The sequence below is a fragment of the Paramagnetospirillum kuznetsovii genome (assembly GCF_003284725.1).
Lineage (GTDB): Bacteria > Pseudomonadota > Alphaproteobacteria > Rhodospirillales > Magnetospirillaceae > Phaeospirillum > Phaeospirillum kuznetsovii.
Map to the genome: position 1 here is coordinate 15,469 of NZ_PGTO01000005.1, position 16,020 is coordinate 31,488.

General features: G+C 56.4%; 21 protein-coding genes, 1 tRNA gene and 1 other RNA gene. 9 read left to right on the top strand and 14 right to left on the bottom strand.

What is annotated here, in order from left to right:
- Positions 1-28: 28 nt before the first annotated feature.
- The 5 genes from CU669_RS08530 to CU669_RS21075 all read right to left on the bottom strand — a co-directional run bounded on the left by CU669_RS08530 (position 29) and on the right by CU669_RS21075 (position 4,059).
- Complete coding sequence (locus CU669_RS08530) at positions 29-1,696, bottom strand: methyl-accepting chemotaxis protein (protein ID WP_112143725.1); 1,668 nt, start codon at positions 1,694-1,696, stop codon at positions 29-31.
- Between the two features lie 313 nt (positions 1,697-2,009).
- Entirely contained in the window at positions 2,010-2,405 is a 396-nt protein-coding gene (locus tag CU669_RS21065) for a hypothetical protein (protein WP_146747701.1), read from the bottom strand.
- A 47-nt stretch (positions 2,406-2,452) separates the two neighbouring features.
- A complete protein-coding gene (locus tag CU669_RS08535; RefSeq protein WP_161539619.1) occupies positions 2,453-3,280 on the bottom strand; it encodes a bacteriohemerythrin in 828 nt (275 codons plus the stop codon).
- Between the two features lie 59 nt (positions 3,281-3,339).
- Entirely contained in the window at positions 3,340-3,651 is a 312-nt protein-coding gene (locus CU669_RS21070; RefSeq protein ID WP_146747702.1) for a hypothetical protein, read from the bottom strand.
- Positions 3,652-3,699: 48 nt separating this feature from the next.
- Positions 3,700-4,059 (bottom strand): hemerythrin family protein, encoded by a 360-nt coding sequence (locus CU669_RS21075; RefSeq protein ID WP_146747703.1) that lies wholly within the window; start codon positions 4,057-4,059, stop codon positions 3,700-3,702.
- Positions 4,060-4,299: 240 nt separating this feature from the next.
- Between CU669_RS21075 and CU669_RS08545 the strand changes: the two genes are divergently transcribed.
- On the top strand, positions 4,300-4,989 hold the full coding sequence (locus CU669_RS08545; protein ID WP_112143731.1) for a sensor histidine kinase: 690 nt from the start codon (positions 4,300-4,302) through the stop codon (positions 4,987-4,989).
- A gap of 263 nt (positions 4,990-5,252) precedes the next feature.
- Positions 5,253-5,504, top strand: coding sequence for a hypothetical protein (locus CU669_RS21080; protein ID WP_146747704.1), 252 nt, complete (start codon positions 5,253-5,255; stop codon positions 5,502-5,504).
- Positions 5,505-5,555: 51 nt separating this feature from the next.
- On the opposite strand, the gene CU669_RS08550 is transcribed toward CU669_RS21080, so the two are convergent.
- The 4 genes from CU669_RS08550 to CU669_RS08565 form a co-directional block, all read right to left on the bottom strand.
- Positions 5,556-6,397, bottom strand: a protein-coding gene (locus CU669_RS08550; RefSeq protein WP_112143733.1) for an IS5 family transposase whose coding sequence is annotated in 2 segments (ribosomal slippage) — positions 5,556-6,025 and positions 6,025-6,397 — 843 coding nt in all. Because the reading frame shifts where the segments join, the coding sequence is not laid out codon by codon here.
- Between the two features lie 355 nt (positions 6,398-6,752).
- Complete coding sequence (locus CU669_RS08555; protein ID WP_112143735.1) at positions 6,753-8,780, bottom strand: AAA family ATPase; 2,028 nt, start codon at positions 8,778-8,780, stop codon at positions 6,753-6,755.
- Positions 8,781-8,856: 76 nt separating this feature from the next.
- Positions 8,857-9,501, bottom strand: a complete 645-nt coding sequence (locus CU669_RS08560; RefSeq protein WP_161539620.1) for a hypothetical protein — start codon at positions 9,499-9,501, stop codon at positions 8,857-8,859.
- Positions 9,458-10,042, bottom strand: a complete 585-nt coding sequence (locus tag CU669_RS08565; protein ID WP_112143739.1) for a hypothetical protein — start codon at positions 10,040-10,042, stop codon at positions 9,458-9,460. The genes CU669_RS08560 and CU669_RS08565 overlap by 44 nt, the downstream gene beginning before the upstream one ends.
- Before the next feature lie 129 nt (positions 10,043-10,171).
- Between CU669_RS08565 and CU669_RS08570 the strand changes: the two genes are divergently transcribed.
- Positions 10,172-10,417 carry a helix-turn-helix domain-containing protein gene (locus CU669_RS08570; protein ID WP_112144080.1) on the top strand — a complete coding sequence of 82 codons (246 nt, stop codon included), beginning with the start codon at positions 10,172-10,174 and terminating at the stop codon, positions 10,415-10,417.
- A 359-nt stretch (positions 10,418-10,776) separates the two neighbouring features.
- Here CU669_RS08570 and CU669_RS08575 read toward each other — a convergent pair.
- From CU669_RS08575 to thiE, 3 genes are all read right to left on the bottom strand, one after another.
- Positions 10,777-10,851: transfer RNA gene (locus tag CU669_RS08575), tRNA-Val, on the bottom strand.
- 293 nt (positions 10,852-11,144) lie between these two features.
- Positions 11,145-11,726 (bottom strand): LOG family protein, encoded by a 582-nt coding sequence (locus tag CU669_RS08580; RefSeq protein WP_112143741.1) that lies wholly within the window; start codon positions 11,724-11,726, stop codon positions 11,145-11,147.
- Between the two features lies 1 nt (position 11,727).
- Positions 11,728-12,363 carry a thiamine phosphate synthase gene (gene thiE, locus CU669_RS08585; RefSeq protein ID WP_239988638.1) on the bottom strand — a complete coding sequence of 212 codons (636 nt, stop codon included), beginning with the start codon at positions 12,361-12,363 and terminating at the stop codon, positions 11,728-11,730.
- Positions 12,364-12,569: 206 nt separating this feature from the next.
- Here thiE and CU669_RS21085 point away from each other — a divergent pair, with 206 nt between their 5' ends.
- Complete coding sequence (locus tag CU669_RS21085; protein WP_146747705.1) at positions 12,570-12,884, top strand: hypothetical protein; 315 nt, start codon at positions 12,570-12,572, stop codon at positions 12,882-12,884.
- Here CU669_RS21085 and CU669_RS08600 read toward each other — a convergent pair.
- Both CU669_RS08600 and CU669_RS08605 read right to left on the bottom strand, forming a co-directional pair.
- A complete protein-coding gene (locus CU669_RS08600; protein ID WP_192884599.1) occupies positions 12,856-13,200 on the bottom strand; it encodes a hypothetical protein in 345 nt (114 codons plus the stop codon). The genes CU669_RS21085 and CU669_RS08600 overlap by 29 nt on opposite strands.
- Positions 13,197-13,673 (bottom strand): DUF3124 domain-containing protein, encoded by a 477-nt coding sequence (locus CU669_RS08605; RefSeq protein ID WP_239988613.1) that lies wholly within the window; start codon positions 13,671-13,673, stop codon positions 13,197-13,199. Before CU669_RS08605 ends, CU669_RS08600 begins: the two co-directional genes overlap by 4 nt.
- Before the next feature lie 167 nt (positions 13,674-13,840).
- Here CU669_RS08605 and CU669_RS08610 point away from each other — a divergent pair, with 167 nt between their 5' ends.
- From CU669_RS08610 to CU669_RS08630, 5 genes are all read left to right on the top strand, one after another.
- A complete protein-coding gene (locus tag CU669_RS08610) occupies positions 13,841-14,077 on the top strand; it encodes a hypothetical protein (protein WP_239988614.1) in 237 nt (78 codons plus the stop codon).
- A gap of 2 nt (positions 14,078-14,079) precedes the next feature.
- Complete coding sequence (locus CU669_RS08615; protein ID WP_112143751.1) at positions 14,080-14,406, top strand: cell division protein ZapA; 327 nt, start codon at positions 14,080-14,082, stop codon at positions 14,404-14,406.
- Between the two features lie 16 nt (positions 14,407-14,422).
- Positions 14,423-14,579, top strand: a non-coding RNA gene (ssrS, locus tag CU669_RS08620) — 6S RNA.
- A gap of 12 nt (positions 14,580-14,591) precedes the next feature.
- Positions 14,592-15,179 (top strand): 5-formyltetrahydrofolate cyclo-ligase, encoded by a 588-nt coding sequence (locus tag CU669_RS08625; RefSeq protein WP_112143753.1) that lies wholly within the window; start codon positions 14,592-14,594, stop codon positions 15,177-15,179.
- Positions 15,176-15,991 carry a TIGR00282 family metallophosphoesterase gene (locus CU669_RS08630; RefSeq protein WP_112143755.1) on the top strand — a complete coding sequence of 272 codons (816 nt, stop codon included), beginning with the start codon at positions 15,176-15,178 and terminating at the stop codon, positions 15,989-15,991. Before CU669_RS08625 ends, CU669_RS08630 begins: the two co-directional genes overlap by 4 nt.
- Positions 15,992-16,020 lie beyond the last annotated feature (29 nt).

The following is a 16,020-nucleotide window of genomic DNA, read 5'->3' on the forward strand; positions in this document are numbered from 1 at the left end:
GACAGCTTCGCCTGCCCTAAAAAGCGGATTATGATGACCGAACAGTGTTCAAAAACCGCTGCATCTCGCCTTGCAGCTTTTCAGAGTGTGCAATTAGCTGATTAGCAGAGGACAGGACATGAGATGCCGAAGTGCCCGTTTGATTGGCAGATTGCGTTACACCACTGATATTGCTGGAAACCTCTTGTGTTCCCTGTGAGGCTTGTAAAACATTTTCCGCTATTCCTTGGGTCGCAGCACCTTGCTGCTCGACAGCTGCCGCAATTCCCGCAGAAATATGCTTAACCTGCTCAATTACCATTCCAATATTCTTAATTGCTTCAACTGCTTGAAGAGTCTCGTCTTGTACGGTGGCAATCTGACTTCCAATCTCGCTTGTAGCTCTCGCTGTTTGGTTCGCGAGATTCTTAACCTCATTTGCTACAACAGCAAAGCCTTTGCCTGCTTCACCTGCCCGTGCAGCTTCAATTGTCGCATTTAGCGCAAGCAAATTGGTCTGTGAAGCAATATCATTGATTAAATTTACAACCTCACCAATCTTATTTGCTGATGCAGCCAGTGATTGGATTTTTTCGTTTGTCCGTGAGGCTTCTGCCGATGCATCTGTTGATATACGGGCAGCCTCACTGACTTGGCGGCTAATTTCAGATATTGAGGCGGATAGCTCTTCGGCGGCGGCGGCAACTGTTTGCACGTTGCAGGCTGCCTGTTCTGACGCTGCTGCGACGGCTGTTGCCTGAGTGCTGGTTATTTCTGCCGTCGTTGTCAGTGATTGAGCCGTAATCTGCAAATCTGATGCGGAGCCTGAAACCGCTTGCACCACCCCCATAACGCTATTTTCAAAATTTGCTGCGAGCGCAAGCATGAATTTTCGGCGCTCAGCAGCGGCTTGGTGCTCTGCCGCTTCTCTCTCTCTCTTCATCTCTTCAGCAGCCAACCCAAGTTCCTTGAACACCTTAACGGAACGAACCATAGAACCAATCTCATCTGCGCCAATTGGGCCTGATACAGGGGTCGACCAATCACCATCGGCAAGAGCTGTCATGACATTCGTGACGGATGTAATGGGCAGGTAAATACTGCGATTCACGCGCAGCGTCATAACGGTGCTAATTAGCAGCATTGCAAGGCCAAAAATTGCGCCATACAAAACAACATTATAACGAAAATCATCAAATGTCTGATCTGAATCCTTAGATTTGCTGATGCAAATATCACGTAATGCAGAAAACGCGTCAGACATTATTTTGATATGTTTGTCGAGCCTTCCATCAATATCGCGGATCTCGGCAGTAAGCTCTGACGTTGCCTCAAGCCGAGGCAGCATCTCCTTTTCAAATATTTTCACAATTTCAGCATAGTTAGTGTGAGCGTCATGAATTATTGATTTTTCATTGCTTGTAAAGTTTACCGCGCCAAATTTTAAAAAAAGATCACCGACATTCTTTTTTGATTCTGTCCAATCCTTTTTAGTTTCCGCCAACTCTCGGTTTATTTCGGCGTCAGCTATTATTTGATATAATTTATGCCCTGCGCCAGCTGCGCTCGCCGCTGAAATTGCTATGGATGATAGCTCCGCGCCTTCATCTTGGATTATGCCAAGTTTATAGCTTGTCAAGACTGCGAAAATCACAAAAATGATTAGCGCAGCAGCGGTTAGTCCAGAGCCAATACTCATTTTTAAATTAATGCGCATAAATTCGCTCCTGGGCTCGAGCTGGCTCTGGTTGCCATCTCACAATTACTTGATAAACGCATGGGGTGATTTGCACCCTTTTTAACAAGCAACAAAGGCTTGTCATGGTAGAAATTTGTTGGGCACAGTGGCCTCAGGCTGGCCTTGTAGATACTCCCATTTGGGACTGTGCTGGATGCAGATGCGCCGCATTTTGGTTTGGGAGACTGTCCAAGAGCGTGCTGCCGAGCCCCATGCTTCCTTTGGAGGCATGGGGATTTTCTCGCTTGATATCAGCGCCCCATCTTAATTAATAAGAAGGTAAATGGCTCATCTAAAACCGACCATTTTCTTCATTTGTTGTTTGCAAAAGGAAGAGTGTAAGTGGCGTAAGAATTCCATGAAATGCTCCACCCGCCATTGAATTTATATTAGTTAGTGTTGAGATGATTTTTTCTTTATTTTCACTATTTAAATCGGCAAATATGTTTGCCGTGTCATTGTGAAAGCTTTTGTGCGCACTATCCAATGCGATGTAATTTTCGTCTACACCGTATCTATCAGCTAATGTTGATATCCAAATGCCAATCTGGCAAATTTTGTGGTCGCGTATTTTATCGACAATGTCATTATTTAGCTTATCGGCGCTAACTATACAAACTAATGTCTGAATATATTCAGCGTGTGAATGAAGAAAACTCTCTACAATTCCATATGAACTTTTCGTCATAGCAGCACCCATATACTATTATATAGTCGATTCGTATGTTGAATAAGTTATTGGTAGGTCACCGAGCTTCTAATCGCCATGGAAATATCCCTGGGGTTCTGAACCTTGGTGAATGATCCCTGCATACTAGACGCTTCCGCCAAACCAACAGAACCCGCGTCAATGGGATCAAGAGCCAAGATTGTCGGCATTTCAGCGATATAATCTTTCTTTACGGTTCTCAGGGCGGTCATAAATTTCTGATATTCCAAACCAGAGCTGACCACCAGAAAATCGGGAACAGGTTCACTGACGGCTTTCTTCATGCCGTCAACGATGCTATCGGCTTCAAGAACGATGACGATACCCATACGAATCAGCGTTTTGGCTATGAACTCTCGGGACTTGGCGCTTTCATCGATAACCAGGGCAACCATGTCGAGGCAACGGAAGCGTTCAACTGCCATGATGCCATCATGATCAGACGGTACTGATTTGACCAGGTAATGCTGCATTGTCATGTCATGTTTCTTCACGTGACGGACAATCCAATCTTCCAAAAATTGATTGAGATATATAATCGCATTAAGATCTAATTGTTTTGATTTATTAATGAAAAAATCAGTGGCAAGAGCCGCAATTTGATCCGTTAACTTTTTATGTTCAGCGGCGTGTCCATTGCAGTATGGATATCCAAATTCAATCTGGATCTTCTGCTCTCTCAAAAAATGTTCCTCCCCATACTTATGAAGAGCTTTCAACGTTTGGTGCATCATTCGTTTATTTGTAAGTGAAACTGACAAACGATTGAAGTCATTAATGATATCAAGGAGGCGCTGGTGATCCATATCAATGATTGGATGCCCAATTCTGAGATCATCTGTCATCTTGAGCATTTTAACCTCACTAAAACAATATCTCGTCATGTCTTAAATATTATCTATGAAACTGCCTATTATTGACTTTGATCGGCTCTAGACGTGCGTAGTGATTTGGCGGTTTGTAAAACCTTTATGCATTCCAGTGACGCTGCACGCATGACAATTATGTGGTCATTTTCTGGCGGTAATTTTTTAATATTGGCGATAATGCTTTTAATTTTCCAACTAAGTGATGTCCGCAGACCTTGTGATGTGGTTCTCCGAAGCATCATCGATAGAGAAAGAAGTGCTAGCTCCTCCAACGTTAACGGGTCTTGAACAGAGGGCATCTTTCGAATAATCTTCTGAAAAAGTGCTTCTTGTTCTGCTGGAGACATGGCTTCCATTTCTAAATTCTCTGATGTAATTTAATATATAGATTATGGAAAACGTATTTATATTTCTGCCTCAAGGTGCTCAAGCAGGATATTAATTGCCCTCATCATCAAATTATAACTTAGCAAATTATTTCTTTTATAAAACAATGCAATCCTATGCCTGACTTCATCATGTGCGAATTTATGCTCGTAGTACGCCGATTGATTTGTCACGCGAAGTTGATTCTCTTCGAGATCAAAATGATCTTTTGTATGCTGAACAAGTTGGTCAAACACCAATTTGACCGAATCGGAATCCATTCTGAATTCGTTAAATCTTTTTGCCATATTGGCTAATTGCAACAGATTTTGGTGTTGTTGATCAATAAGCACACTCACGTCATCAAAAACAGGCTGGCGGGCTAAATTCTGATGCATGGTTGATCACCCGGGTTTGATCAGAGGAAAGTGATTCTTACCTTCAAGGTAGGTTCACCCACCATGCATGGGCGCAATACTCCCAAATGGGAGGTATCGACGTAATTTTCCGGGAGATTGGGAGCAGGAAGAGTATCCCTCCGTCGCCGCTTCCAATTGCCCGCATCGCAAGGATTTGGCTTAGACGGTTTGAACCGTCAGTGGTTCTGTCTGCGGCTCCGAATCAGAGGAGCGGCGGGAATGAACGATTGGGTGGAGGCTGGCGAGGGCACTATCGAGATCCGCCGCCGCGACGAGCAGGATCGTTTCATGTCCATGCTCAACCACGAACTCAAGACACCCCTCGCCGTCATCCGCATGTCACTGGGAGGCGATGTCCTGGCGCCGGGTAGTCGAGAGCGCATCACGAGAGCGATCAACGACATTAACTCCATCGTCGAACGGGCTTTGCAGGCCGACCGCCTCAGTCTTGGGCGGATCACCACGCATATCGCGCCTTGCCAGCCTGTGGACCTAATCGGCACGCTCATCTCAATCTCGACCATGCCCGATCGCATCCGGCTTGAGGCAAGTTTCCACCGCGAAATCAAAAGTGACCCGCAGCTCCTGGGGGTGGCCATTGGCAACCTGATCGACAATGCCATCAAATATGGCCCCCCCGATCAGGATGTCCGCGTCGTGGTAAGAGAATCCGCCCTCAAGGGAAGGAGTGGCCTGCTCATCGAGGTCTGCAACCCGGTTGGAAGCGCCGGCATGCCGGATTCGCACCTGGTGTTCCGCAAATACTATCGTGCCCCCGGCGCCCACGGCAAAACCGGCTCCGGCCTCGTACTGTACATTGCCTCCGACTTTGCAGCCAGACTCGGCGGCCGACTGAACTACACGCCATCGGGCAACGAGGTAAAGTTCGAGCTATGGATTCCGCTCTGAGAACTCCCGTCGTTGAAGATCACGATAATCTGCGCGAGGTCACAGATTATACGGGCCACCGTTTGAGCGGAGTGTCCCTGAGGCCCGCCAATACCACATGGCGGGGGCGATTATGGGATGTCGATGTTAAATGTGATCTGATAGTTGGGTGCCGCTACCAGCGGGTGAGTTTCCCGCAGATGTCCGTGGCTGTCAAAATGACCGATGCCATCGCTGTTTTCCGTGGCGAAAACATCTTCGCTCAGTGCAAGGCAGCCTGAGGCATGACCACCTCAGCGTGCCAGCAAATCTACACCTCAACGGACGATATTCACGCAGTGCGACGTCCGCCATCGACCCAGCTAAAAATAGAACACCATGTCGCGATCGAGGCATTGGGTTTCTTAAAAATTCTGCGTGAAATCGACATCCTGTCGCCAACCGGGCATGGGATGTCGATTTTGAATGTCTTCAGGCCGTCAGTTCCGACAATCAAAAAGAGAGGGGTTTATCTTCCCATTGGCGGAAGGCGGTGAGGTTGGCGTAGAAATACATTTCGGTGCCAGAGAGTCCGTCCGCAAAGTTCTCTATGATTTTCGCCCCCTTGCGATCCTGCGCAGCATGAGGCGGATCATGGCCAGGCGCAGGAATGCCAGGGCCATCCTGGCGAGATTTTCGAAATCCTTGGCGAGGCGGCGACAGCGGCCCAGCCAGCCGAATGTGCGTTCAACAATCCACCGCTTTGGCAGCACCTCGAAACCTTTGGCGGTGTCGGAGCGCTTGACGATTTCCAGGTGCCATTCCCCGAGTTCGCGCATGGCCGCAGCCGTGGCGGCCCCCTGGTAGCCGCCATCGGCGAACACCCGGACGATAAACGGAAACAGGCGACGGACCTCCTTGAGCACTGGCAACGCGCCATCACGGTCCTGGACATCGGCGGGCTGGACATGGGCCGCCAGGATCAGGCCGAGCGTATCGACGACGATGTGGCGCTTCTTGCCTTTGACCTTTTTGCCCGCGTCGTAGCCCGACGGATCGATCCGCGCCCCCCTTTTTCCGCGCTTTTGACGCTTTGGCTGTCGATTATCGCCGCTGTCGGGCTGGCTTCCTTTCCGGCAATCTCGCGGACCTCGACGAACAGGGCGTGGTGGATGCGGGCCAGGGTGCCGTCCCATTCCCACAAACCGAGATACTCGTGCACAGTGCTCTTGGGCGGAAGATCCTTGGGCAAGGCCCGCCATTGGCAGCCGGTCATCAGCACGTAGAACACGCCGTTCAGCACCTCGCGGATGCTCACCGTCCGCTGCCGCCCGCCGCGCTTCGCTGGCGGGATCAGCTGCTCCACCAGTGCCCATTCCTCATCCGTCAGGTCGCTCGGATAGCGCAGCCCAGTGCGCTCGTAGACCCGCCGGTTCTCTTTCGTCCACATGCCGCCCCCCCCAAATTCGCCTGGGGAGCCATGGAATCACATCCGATTCATCGGACTCAAGAACCTTCCGGACGGGCTCAGAGTCTCAAAAGGGAAGATTATCCAGAGCAACCAAAAGATGTCTTTGATACTAGAGTTCTGTCTTTCCGTCTGGTTCCATTTCATTGAAAAATCGACATTCTATTGCTATATGGCCATAGGATGTCAATTTTGAATGTGATCTGATAGTTGGGTGCCGCTACCAGCGGGTGAGTTTCCCTGGATGCCCTTTCTCGCGGCATCGGAGAGGAATAGACCATAGGCTTGAATTCCAAGCTCACCCTTGATGTCGACTTCTCCGACATCTCAGGGCTCATCATGCAGAACCCTGGCGTTGAAACGGCATCGATATAATGGCAGCCAGTTCTTCTCCTGACATAGTTTCAATTTCAAGCAGACGCTCGACGATCAAGTCGAGTGTTGTCCGGTTTGTCGTGAGCCGGTCCATAGCGGCGGCATAAGCCCGCCTGATGCGATCTTCAACTTGGAGCGAGATGTCGGGACGCCGAATCAACAAGAGGTCAAGGCTGTCCGGTGTCGGAATGCCTGACCAGATCGGAACTGACTGCCCTCCAAGACCCAGGGCTGTAATAGCTGTGGTCGCAAGCATTGTCGCGCGGGCCAAATCACTGTCGGGTCCACCGCCAGACCCACTCGACACCTGCCCAAGCACAAGCTCTTCGGCAGCTCGCCCGGCGAGGGTCGTTATCAGCAACTGGTCGATGTCTGCGCTGGTTGCCAGTTCCATCTCCGGCCGATGGCTCAGCACGCCGCCTCCCGTGGACCCAGTCTGACGAATGCTGACATGCTTTACCGCGTCTGGCCGATGAAGGGCGATTGCGAGAGCATGGCCGGCTTCATGAACCGCGCAGCAACGACAAATTTCGGCGCTGACGGTCTGGGCGCTGCCCCGAATTTCAGCCATCAAATCATCGAGGTGCATCGGACGGCGATCCTGGCGGCCCCTTCGCCTCGCGCCTCGAATCCACTTCGCAACATCTGCGCCCGATCCGCCAAGTGCCAACATGGCGGCTGGGGCAAGGTCGTCGTTGGAGAGGTCACTGCCAAGGTGGTGGCGAAAAATTTGTAGAAGTGCTGTTTGATCCGGAAGGCCGATTTGAATGTGACGGTCCAGCCGCCCTGCGCGGGTGATCGCCGGATCGATCCGATCTGGATTATTGGTTGCCCCAACGACGACGACGCCATCCCGTGCCGAGGCCCCATCAAGAAGTTCCAGAAACGCATTGACGACCTGAATTGAATAATCCTTATAATCGCTCTTGAATTGAGTGCGGCTTCCGAATCCATCAATCTCATCAACAAGCAAAATACTTGGTGACATGGCGCGAGCTTGAGTAAAAGTCTTCCTCATGGCTTTTAGCAGGTCGCCTAGGTGACCCGCTGACTGCCATTCACCTAGGGATGATGCCACCAGCGGCACTCCGCATGTGCCAGCCAGTGCCCGAGCAAATGTCGTTTTTCCCGTGCCGGGGGTGCCTGAGAGCAGAACGCCACGATCGACATCGGACCAATCAAGCTTTCCATCGCGATAGTCGGCCAGATCCTTGGCCAGCGCCTTTCCCCACGCAACGGCCTCCACCATTCCTCCCATCGAGTCCAAGGTCAGCGCAGGTAGCTTTTGGCGGCCATCAATCATGGTGATCAGCCGATGGATCATTCCATCAGCGTTCTGGTCGGGGCGTGCAACAAGCCGCAGGTCGGTGGGCCCAATCCTACCGGCGATTGCGTTCGGGATGGCTTGATATGGCTTTGTGAGGGTGATATCCGTGATGATAGTGCCAAGCAGATTGCCATCAAGCGGTGGAACGTTGATCTTTCCATCCACGGATTCCAGCAGCGCTGCCGGAAGATGCTCGGCAGGAACTTCGGCGAAACCGACAACCGTACCGCCAAAAACCAAGGTTGTTGCGATGACCGCCGACGCTTCATCGCGCCGCGGGGCCGCAGTTTCGCCATCGCGAATAAAGGCCACCCGTGGGGCTGAGGGAAAAGTGTAGCGCCCAATGTGGGCGGCCGTGGCAGTGTCTCCGTTGACCATTTGTTGGCTGTCATAAAATCGGTCTGCCCAAGCCTTGGCGACTAGACTGGCCCATGGGGCTCGAACGGTGACGACGATAGCCACCCCATTCCGGCGGGCAAGATCAACGACATCCGGGGCTGCGGCAAGAGCCGCATCGAGCATATGTCGGGCTGCAACGTCTCCTGGGTCACGGGGAAGTTGCTGTTCTTCCTCAGGAGGGAAGTCAGAAAGCGAAAAACTCTCATTGTTATCGCCAGGGTGTCTTTTCTCGATCTTTTTGGCACTGGGGCGCAGCTTTTTCATTATTCAATCTTTCCTATTTTGCGTAAATTAATTTCTAATAATATTGAGGTGGGGATCAGGCGTGGGTATTGACCGGTCAGCCGTTGAGCGGGGCCATGGCGGTGCCTCCGTTGGGCATATTGCTGGACAGCCAGGGCTGGATCTTGGCACCCCATGAACCGGCCTTATCCAGGGATTCAATGCCACGCAATCGTGCTTCCCGGTTCGCCATCCGGCTCAGCAACTCCCAGCGGCGGTTTGTCTGCGCTGGGTCAATCGAGACCAGGGCCATCATCGTCCGGATGGCCGGGTAGGCAGAAAGGTTCTCCCCCCTTGACCAGCGAGACGCTGCCGATTCCTCACGGCCCAGCATCAAGGCAATGGTGCGAAGATCCGGCGGAGCGGGCAGAACGGCGTCAAGGTGATCGACAAATTCGCTGACAGTGGGAAAGGCGAGCGGCAAAACAAGATTCTGATCGGTCGCGAGCAAGCGAGCCAAAATGGCCCGCGGCGGGGTAACTAAATGTCCGAGGCCCTCTACGCCACAGTCGGCGCGCAGCCGACCAACAGCGTTTTGAGAGAGGCCGAAAATGCCGAACTTGATCGGTGACGGCAGAGGCAGATTGTCGATCGCCGACAGGAGAATATCGGCGGTGACGGGGCGGTCAGCAGGGATAAACATAGTGTGGGGTCCTTGATTATTGATTTTGGGAAATTGTGGTGGTCTGGTGTTCGAAAGCATCGGCCATTGCCTTGAATGACGGCATGGCCAGTGGGCGGGAGTCGGGGCGGAAAAAATGTCCACCGACAAAAGTGGCGCCACTCCAGCCAGAAAATGGCAGGACCAGCACATGGTCCACGACGCACCGCAACAAAGGCGGGATGTCGCGCCCGTCCCTTGCGCCCAGTTCGATTGCCAATCGACCAAACCGAGCCTCGATGTACACGTCCAAGAACGTGTGAGAATCACGGATGGGGGCGCGATGTTCTTCGATGATCAATGACTGCTGATCAATGGCTTTGGCCAGCGACAAGCCGAGGAGGCGTAGTCGACGGTGATCGGGGCCTTCCTGCCGCCGCACGGTGGGCAGCTCGGCGTCATCGATGCCAACAGGGCAGGGAATAGCGAAAGGAGCGAACCGGATCAGCCCTGTGGTGAGGCAGATGCCAAGCAATTGGGCATCACACCCTGCCCGAAGGCCGCCCGTGGCAGTCTTATGCAAAATGTCCGGCAGCCAAAGGTCCGGGCGACGGCTGAGCCAGGGTTCGGTAACAGAATTCATCGTGGTTGCTCCTGCTTCCAGTGACGCGAGACATTGTTTGTCATTGCCTCGCCGTGTGATAACCTTGCATTTATAATGGCAGGTTCGGGAGTTAAAGACAGCATAATTAATGGAAGGTTGGGTAAGAAAATGGATTCTGCGCAGTGTCGAGCCGCGAGGGCGCTCCTGGGGTGGGCGCAGGATGAACTCGCTGAGGCATCAAAAGTGAACAAGAAGACCATTGCTGATTTTGAGCGTGGGGCTCGCCGCCCATACGATCGGACGCTTCGAGATCTGCAGGCGGCAATGGAAGCGAGGGGGGTTAAATTCTTGGAAGATGGAGAGGTTGCTGGCGGAGGAACCGGTGTTCGTCTAAGCCAAACTTCCGTGCCATAGGTCTCTGATAATCCTGCGGGCACTCGATATTCTAAAGCGCAGATTGAAGAGTGGTTCGCCCAAGGAGTGTGGCGACGCTATTGGCCGAAGGGAGTGGCTAGATTTTGGCAGAATCGGGGAATTGGTGGGAAAGAGGCTACTGCCGTCGGGGCTACAATCGGATGAGTGGACCTGGGCGGTGGCCACTTAATTCCGTTTGACCTTCTGAGGTTTTGCTTCCAGGCCCCGACAGGGAGCAAACGATTTCCGCAGCGGACTGCGAACTTGCTTTTCGACGATAATGTCGGAAATTTCCGGACAAAAATTGTCCGGTTTTCATGACCCGTGTCGATCTAACTCATTGAAAAACAAGATGTAGATGGTGGGCGATGCAAGGATTGAACTTGCGACCCCTCGCGTGTGAAGCGAGTGCTCTCCCGCTGAGCTAATCGCCCATCTACATCTTCAGCCGTTGGAAGCCCAACGGCGCTGCTGGGGCAAAACCGGCACTTGTCCGGAAATCTGTCCCGATTGGCTCCCCGCAAACTTGCGGATTGCCTTAACGTATCACTCCCGTGTGAAGGGAGTGCTCTCCCGCTGAGCTAATCGCCCATCTACATCTTCAGCCGTTGAAAGTCCAACGGCGCCGTGGGGCATATCCGGGACTCTGTCCCGATCGGCTCCCCACTTTCGCAAAAGAGGCCGCTTTATATGGCGGCGGGGCGGGCGTGTCAAGCCGTTCGGAGCGTCAGTTGGTCTGGTTGTCGATCACCTGGATGGTGGCGGGAGGCGTATAGCCCCGAAGGCGCCGCAACAAGGCGCCGGGGTCGCTTTCCACCACCACCATGTCGCGGTGGCGCGGCTTGACGAAACCTTCATTCGCCATGTGGTCGAGGAAGGCGTGCAGGTGGCCGTAATAGCCCGCCACATCCAGGAATCCCAGCGGCTTGGCGTGCAGGCCCAATTGGCCCCAGGTCCAGATCTCGAAGAGTTCTTCCAGGGTTCCGATGCCGCCAGCCATGGCGATGAAGCCGTCCGCCAACTCCGCCATCATGGCCTTGCGCTCGTGCATGGAGGCGACGACGCGAAGCTCGGTTAGGGCGTCGTGTCCCACCTCCCAACGCATCAGCGCCTCGGGGATGACGCCGATGACCTTGCCGCCCGCCGCCAGGACGGCGTCGGCGATCACACCCATCAGGCCCACATTGCCGCCGCCATAGACCAGTTCCAGGCCCTCGGCGGCGATCAGGCGGCCCAATTCCTCGGCTGCCGCCGCGTATTCCGGGCGGTTGCCCATGGAAGAGCCGCAGAAGACGCAGACGCGCCGCATCTCAGCCTCCGCCCATGATCCGGTTGAACTCGGCCACCGCAGCCGCCGGGCCTTGCGGGTGGCTCCACACTCCGGCGGAGACCGCCAGGAAGTCGACGCCCGTCTCCACCAGGGGACGGCAGTTCTCGGTGGTGATGCCGCCGATGGCGACGCAGGGAATGGTGAACAAGCCGCTCCACCATTCCAGGATTTCCGGCTCGGTGCGGGACTTGGCCTGTTTGGTCTCGGTGGGAAAGAAGGCGCCGAACGCCACATAGTCGGCGCCGCGCTCGCCCGCCTCCATGGCGAGGTGACGGGAATCGTGGCAGGTGACGCCGACGATGCCGTTGGGGCCGATGGCCTCGCGGGCCTGGGCGTAGGGTGCGTCTTCCTGGCCGATATGGACTCCATCGCAGCCGGTCTCGAAGGCGAGGTCGGGGCGGTCGTTGAGCAGCACCGCGACGCCGCGCCGCTGGGCGGCGGGACGCAGCACGTCGACGACCCGCGCCACCGCGTCGTCGTCCAGATCCTTGAGGCGGATTTGCAGACAGGCCACATCGCCACTGTCCAGGGCGGCGCTCAGGGTATCGACCCACTGGAACGGTGTCTCGATACGCGGTGGCGTGATCAGGTAAAGGCGGCAGGGTTGGCTGGAAATGGCGGGCCTCGAATGGTGCGGGTGGGTGTCGGGGGGAGAGTGGGAGAAATCCGGCCCCAGCGCAACACCTGCCTTGAAAGCATCACAATTCGACCTTACTGCCGCCACGAGCGGGAGCGACATTGGCCTTACCGAACGGCGACCTGCCCCACCTGATGCAAGCGGCGCCGATCTTCGGGACGAGACACCAGATAAGGACCACGTCCATGCGTACTTCCCGCTTTTTCGCCACCGCCCTCGTCGCCGCCTCGCTGCTTCCCTTCGCGGCCTTCGCCCAGGGCAGCACCCCGACCGCAGGCACCGTCGCCGCTCCGGCCGCCGTGGGGGCCATGAACCAGGCCAGCGGGTCGACCGCGTCGGCCACCACCCAGAAGGCCGAGCCGGCCAAGGCGGTGAAGGCCGAGAAGGCCAAGACCCCCAAGGTGGCGAAGGCTCATAAGGTCAAGCATGTGGCCGCCGCCCCGGCCGCTGCCGCCGCCCCGGCCACTCCCGCTACTCCGGCCGCTCCGGCCGCCAAGTAGCATCCAGGAGAGTACTCCCCAGGGCCGTCGCGATCTCGCCGACGGCCCTGAGCGTTTCCGGTGACGCATCGAGGCGCACGGCCTTGACCCCTGCGCGCAGCGCCGCCAGCGCATGGCCGGGGGCGGCACCGCAGTCGAGCACCGCGTCGAACGCCTGATCAGGACATTGGCGGGCAAGCGCGTCCACCGTCGCCAGCCACCAGCCGATTCCCTGCCATCCGGCGGCGGCGGGCGGGCTGACCAGGGTGACGCGCTCTTTCGTCAAGCGAGCCTGTTCCAGCATCGCCCTGGCGGCTTCGGCGAATGAAGAGGTCACTTCGGGACCAGGATCGGGCGTCCCGGGCTGGTGAAGGCCACCGACTGCGTTCCGAAGAAATAGGCGTTCACCGTTTCGATCAGGGGGGGATTGACCGGCTTGTCCGCATGCCACTCCACCACGAAATTGGCTCCGGTGCCGCCGCTCTTGTCCTTGTGCTCGACGAAATAGTCGGTGGAGGCCATGGCGCCGAGAACCGTCGGCTTGGTGATGAACTCGCGCAGAACCTTGCCGTCGGTGCCGTAATAGCGGGCGGCGGTGATGGTGATGGGGGTTGTCGGGTCGGTATTGCGGATGCTCAGCATACCCGACAGCAGCAACTCCATGGGCTGCCCGCGACCGTCCAAATTGCCGTGGGAGATCTGGGAATAGACCGGAACATAAACGCTTTGTCCCTTGGTCAGGGGCAAGGCCTCCTGGGCGGCAAGCGGCTGGGCGAGGAGGGTGGAGAGCAGAAGGGCTGCCGTTGGCATGGCGAGGCGCATTGATCGGTCCCCTGGGGCGAGAATGACGTCGTGAAAGGGTAGCCTCAGCCAGGGACGGGAGCAAACCCTAACACATCCTATCGTCGCTGGTGCGTTGACTCCCTTCCGCTTCGGCCATACCCTCGGTTTCATATGAATTTTCCGGGGTATTGGGCGTGGATCAGCGTCAAAGCAGCAGTTTGCACCGAACCGAGGAGGCCATGCGCCGCTTGGGCAGCGCCATCGACCGGCTGGAAAGCGCTTCGGCGCGGGTAGGGGCCGGCGACCTGTTGCTGGCCGGGGAGCTTCGTAGCGCCCATGACGATTACGCCCGGCTGGAGGAAACGACCCGCGTCGTCTCCTCCCGGCTGGACAACGCCATCGACCGCTTGCGCGATCTGCTGGAGGATTAGCCGTGGCTGTCGTCAACGTCACCATCAACGGCCGGGTCTACGACATCGCCTGCGATGACTCCCAGGTTTCCCGCGTTCAGAGCCTGGGCCGCGAGGTGGATGCCCATGCCCAGCATCTGCTGTCCTCCGTGGGCAATGTCAGCGATTCCAGGCTGTTGGTCATGGTCGGCCTGCTGCTGGCCGATGAATTGTCCGATGCGCGCGAGCAACTGACCAAGCTGGGCGAGGAAGTGGCCGCCGCCGCCGACGGCGACGCCCGGCTGGCCAAGCTGATCGAATCCCTGGCCCAGCGCATCGAGGGCATTGCGACCCGCCTGGAAAGGGCCTAGGCTTCCAGGTCGGAGCGGTTTGCTGCGCGGCTCGTCAGGTAGCACATGTCCCTGGGGCCAATAGATACCTCTCGGGGGCTGTCCCTGCCGGAACCCTGGTTCCGTTACATGGCTCCCACCTGCACAAGCAGGCCACGGAGGACCCGCAAGCCAACGGTCGAGGTGGCGCCGCTCCGGCATCTTCCATGACAGACTCACCGAAAACAACACTCGATCCCAAGACACGTTTGCGCGCCGCCGCCACCGCCAAACGCGCCGAGGCTGCCCGGCTGCTCGGTCCGGCGGCGGCCGAAGCCCTGGCCGCTCTGGCCCTCGGGATTCCGGCGGGCGCGGTGGTGGCGGGCTATTGGCCGCTGGACACCGAGATCGATCCGCGGCCGCTGATGACGTCTCTGGCGGCTTCGGGATACGAATTGGCCTTGCCGGTGGTGGTTGGGCGTGACAGGCCCCTGGCGTTTCGGGCCTGGAGCCCCGGTGACGAATTGGAGGCCGGGCCGCATGGCACCAGGCATCCGCCAGCAGGTGCCGCCGTGCTTCGCCCCTCCGTGGTTCTGACGCCGTTGCTGGCCTTCGATGCAAAGGGTTTCCGCTTGGGCTATGGTGGCGGCTACTATGACCGGACCCTGGCACTCCTGCGGTCGGATGGCCAGGTGATGGCCATCGGCCTCGCCTATTCCGCCCAACGGGTGGACGCGGTTCCGGCCGAGGCATGGGATCAGAAATTGGACAAGATCGCGACCGAGTTGGGCGTGATCGCCGTGGAGCAGGCATGAAACTACTTTTCCTGGGTGACGTGGTGGGGCGATCGGGTCGTGACGTGATCATGGAGCGACTGCCCGAAATCAAGGCGCGGTTGGCCCCCGACTTCATCGTCGCCAATTGCGAGAACGCCGCCCATGGCTTCGGCATCACGCCCAAGATTTGCGACGATTTCCTGACCGCCGGGATCGATGTGGTGACCCTGGGCAATCACACCTGGGATCAACGCGAGATCATTCCCTATATGGACGCAGAGCCCCGCCTGCTGCGGCCGCTCAACTACCCTGCGGGTACACCGGGCCGAGGGGCTGGTATTTTTGCGGCGACTCGTGGCCGCAAGGTAATGGTGGTCCAGCTCATGGGACGGCTGTTCATGGATCCGCTGGACTGCCCCTTCGCCGCCCTGGAGCGTGAATTGGCCAAGACGAGGCTGGGGGCGGGTGGGGCCGATGCCATCATCCTCGATATTCATGCCGAGGCTTCCAGCGAGAAGATGGCCTTGGCCCATGCCGCGTCCGGGCGCATCAGCATGGCGGTGGGCAGCCATTCCCATATCCCCACCGCCGACGCCCAGGTCTTGGTCGGCGGCACCGCCTATCAAACCGATGCCGGGATGTGCGGCGATTACGATTCGGTGATCGGCATGAAGAAGGATGCCGCAATCTATAAATTCGTCCGCAAGATCCCCGGCGAGCGGCTGTCTCCGGCGGAAGGATCGGGCACCCTGTGTGGAGTCTTGGTCGAAACCGATGATCGGACCGGGCTGGCGCTTCGGGTTGCTCCGCTGCGCCTTGGCGGTCGGCTGGCGGAATCTTGGGCATTCTGATAGGTTACTGCCGGTTAGGAGCTTGATCG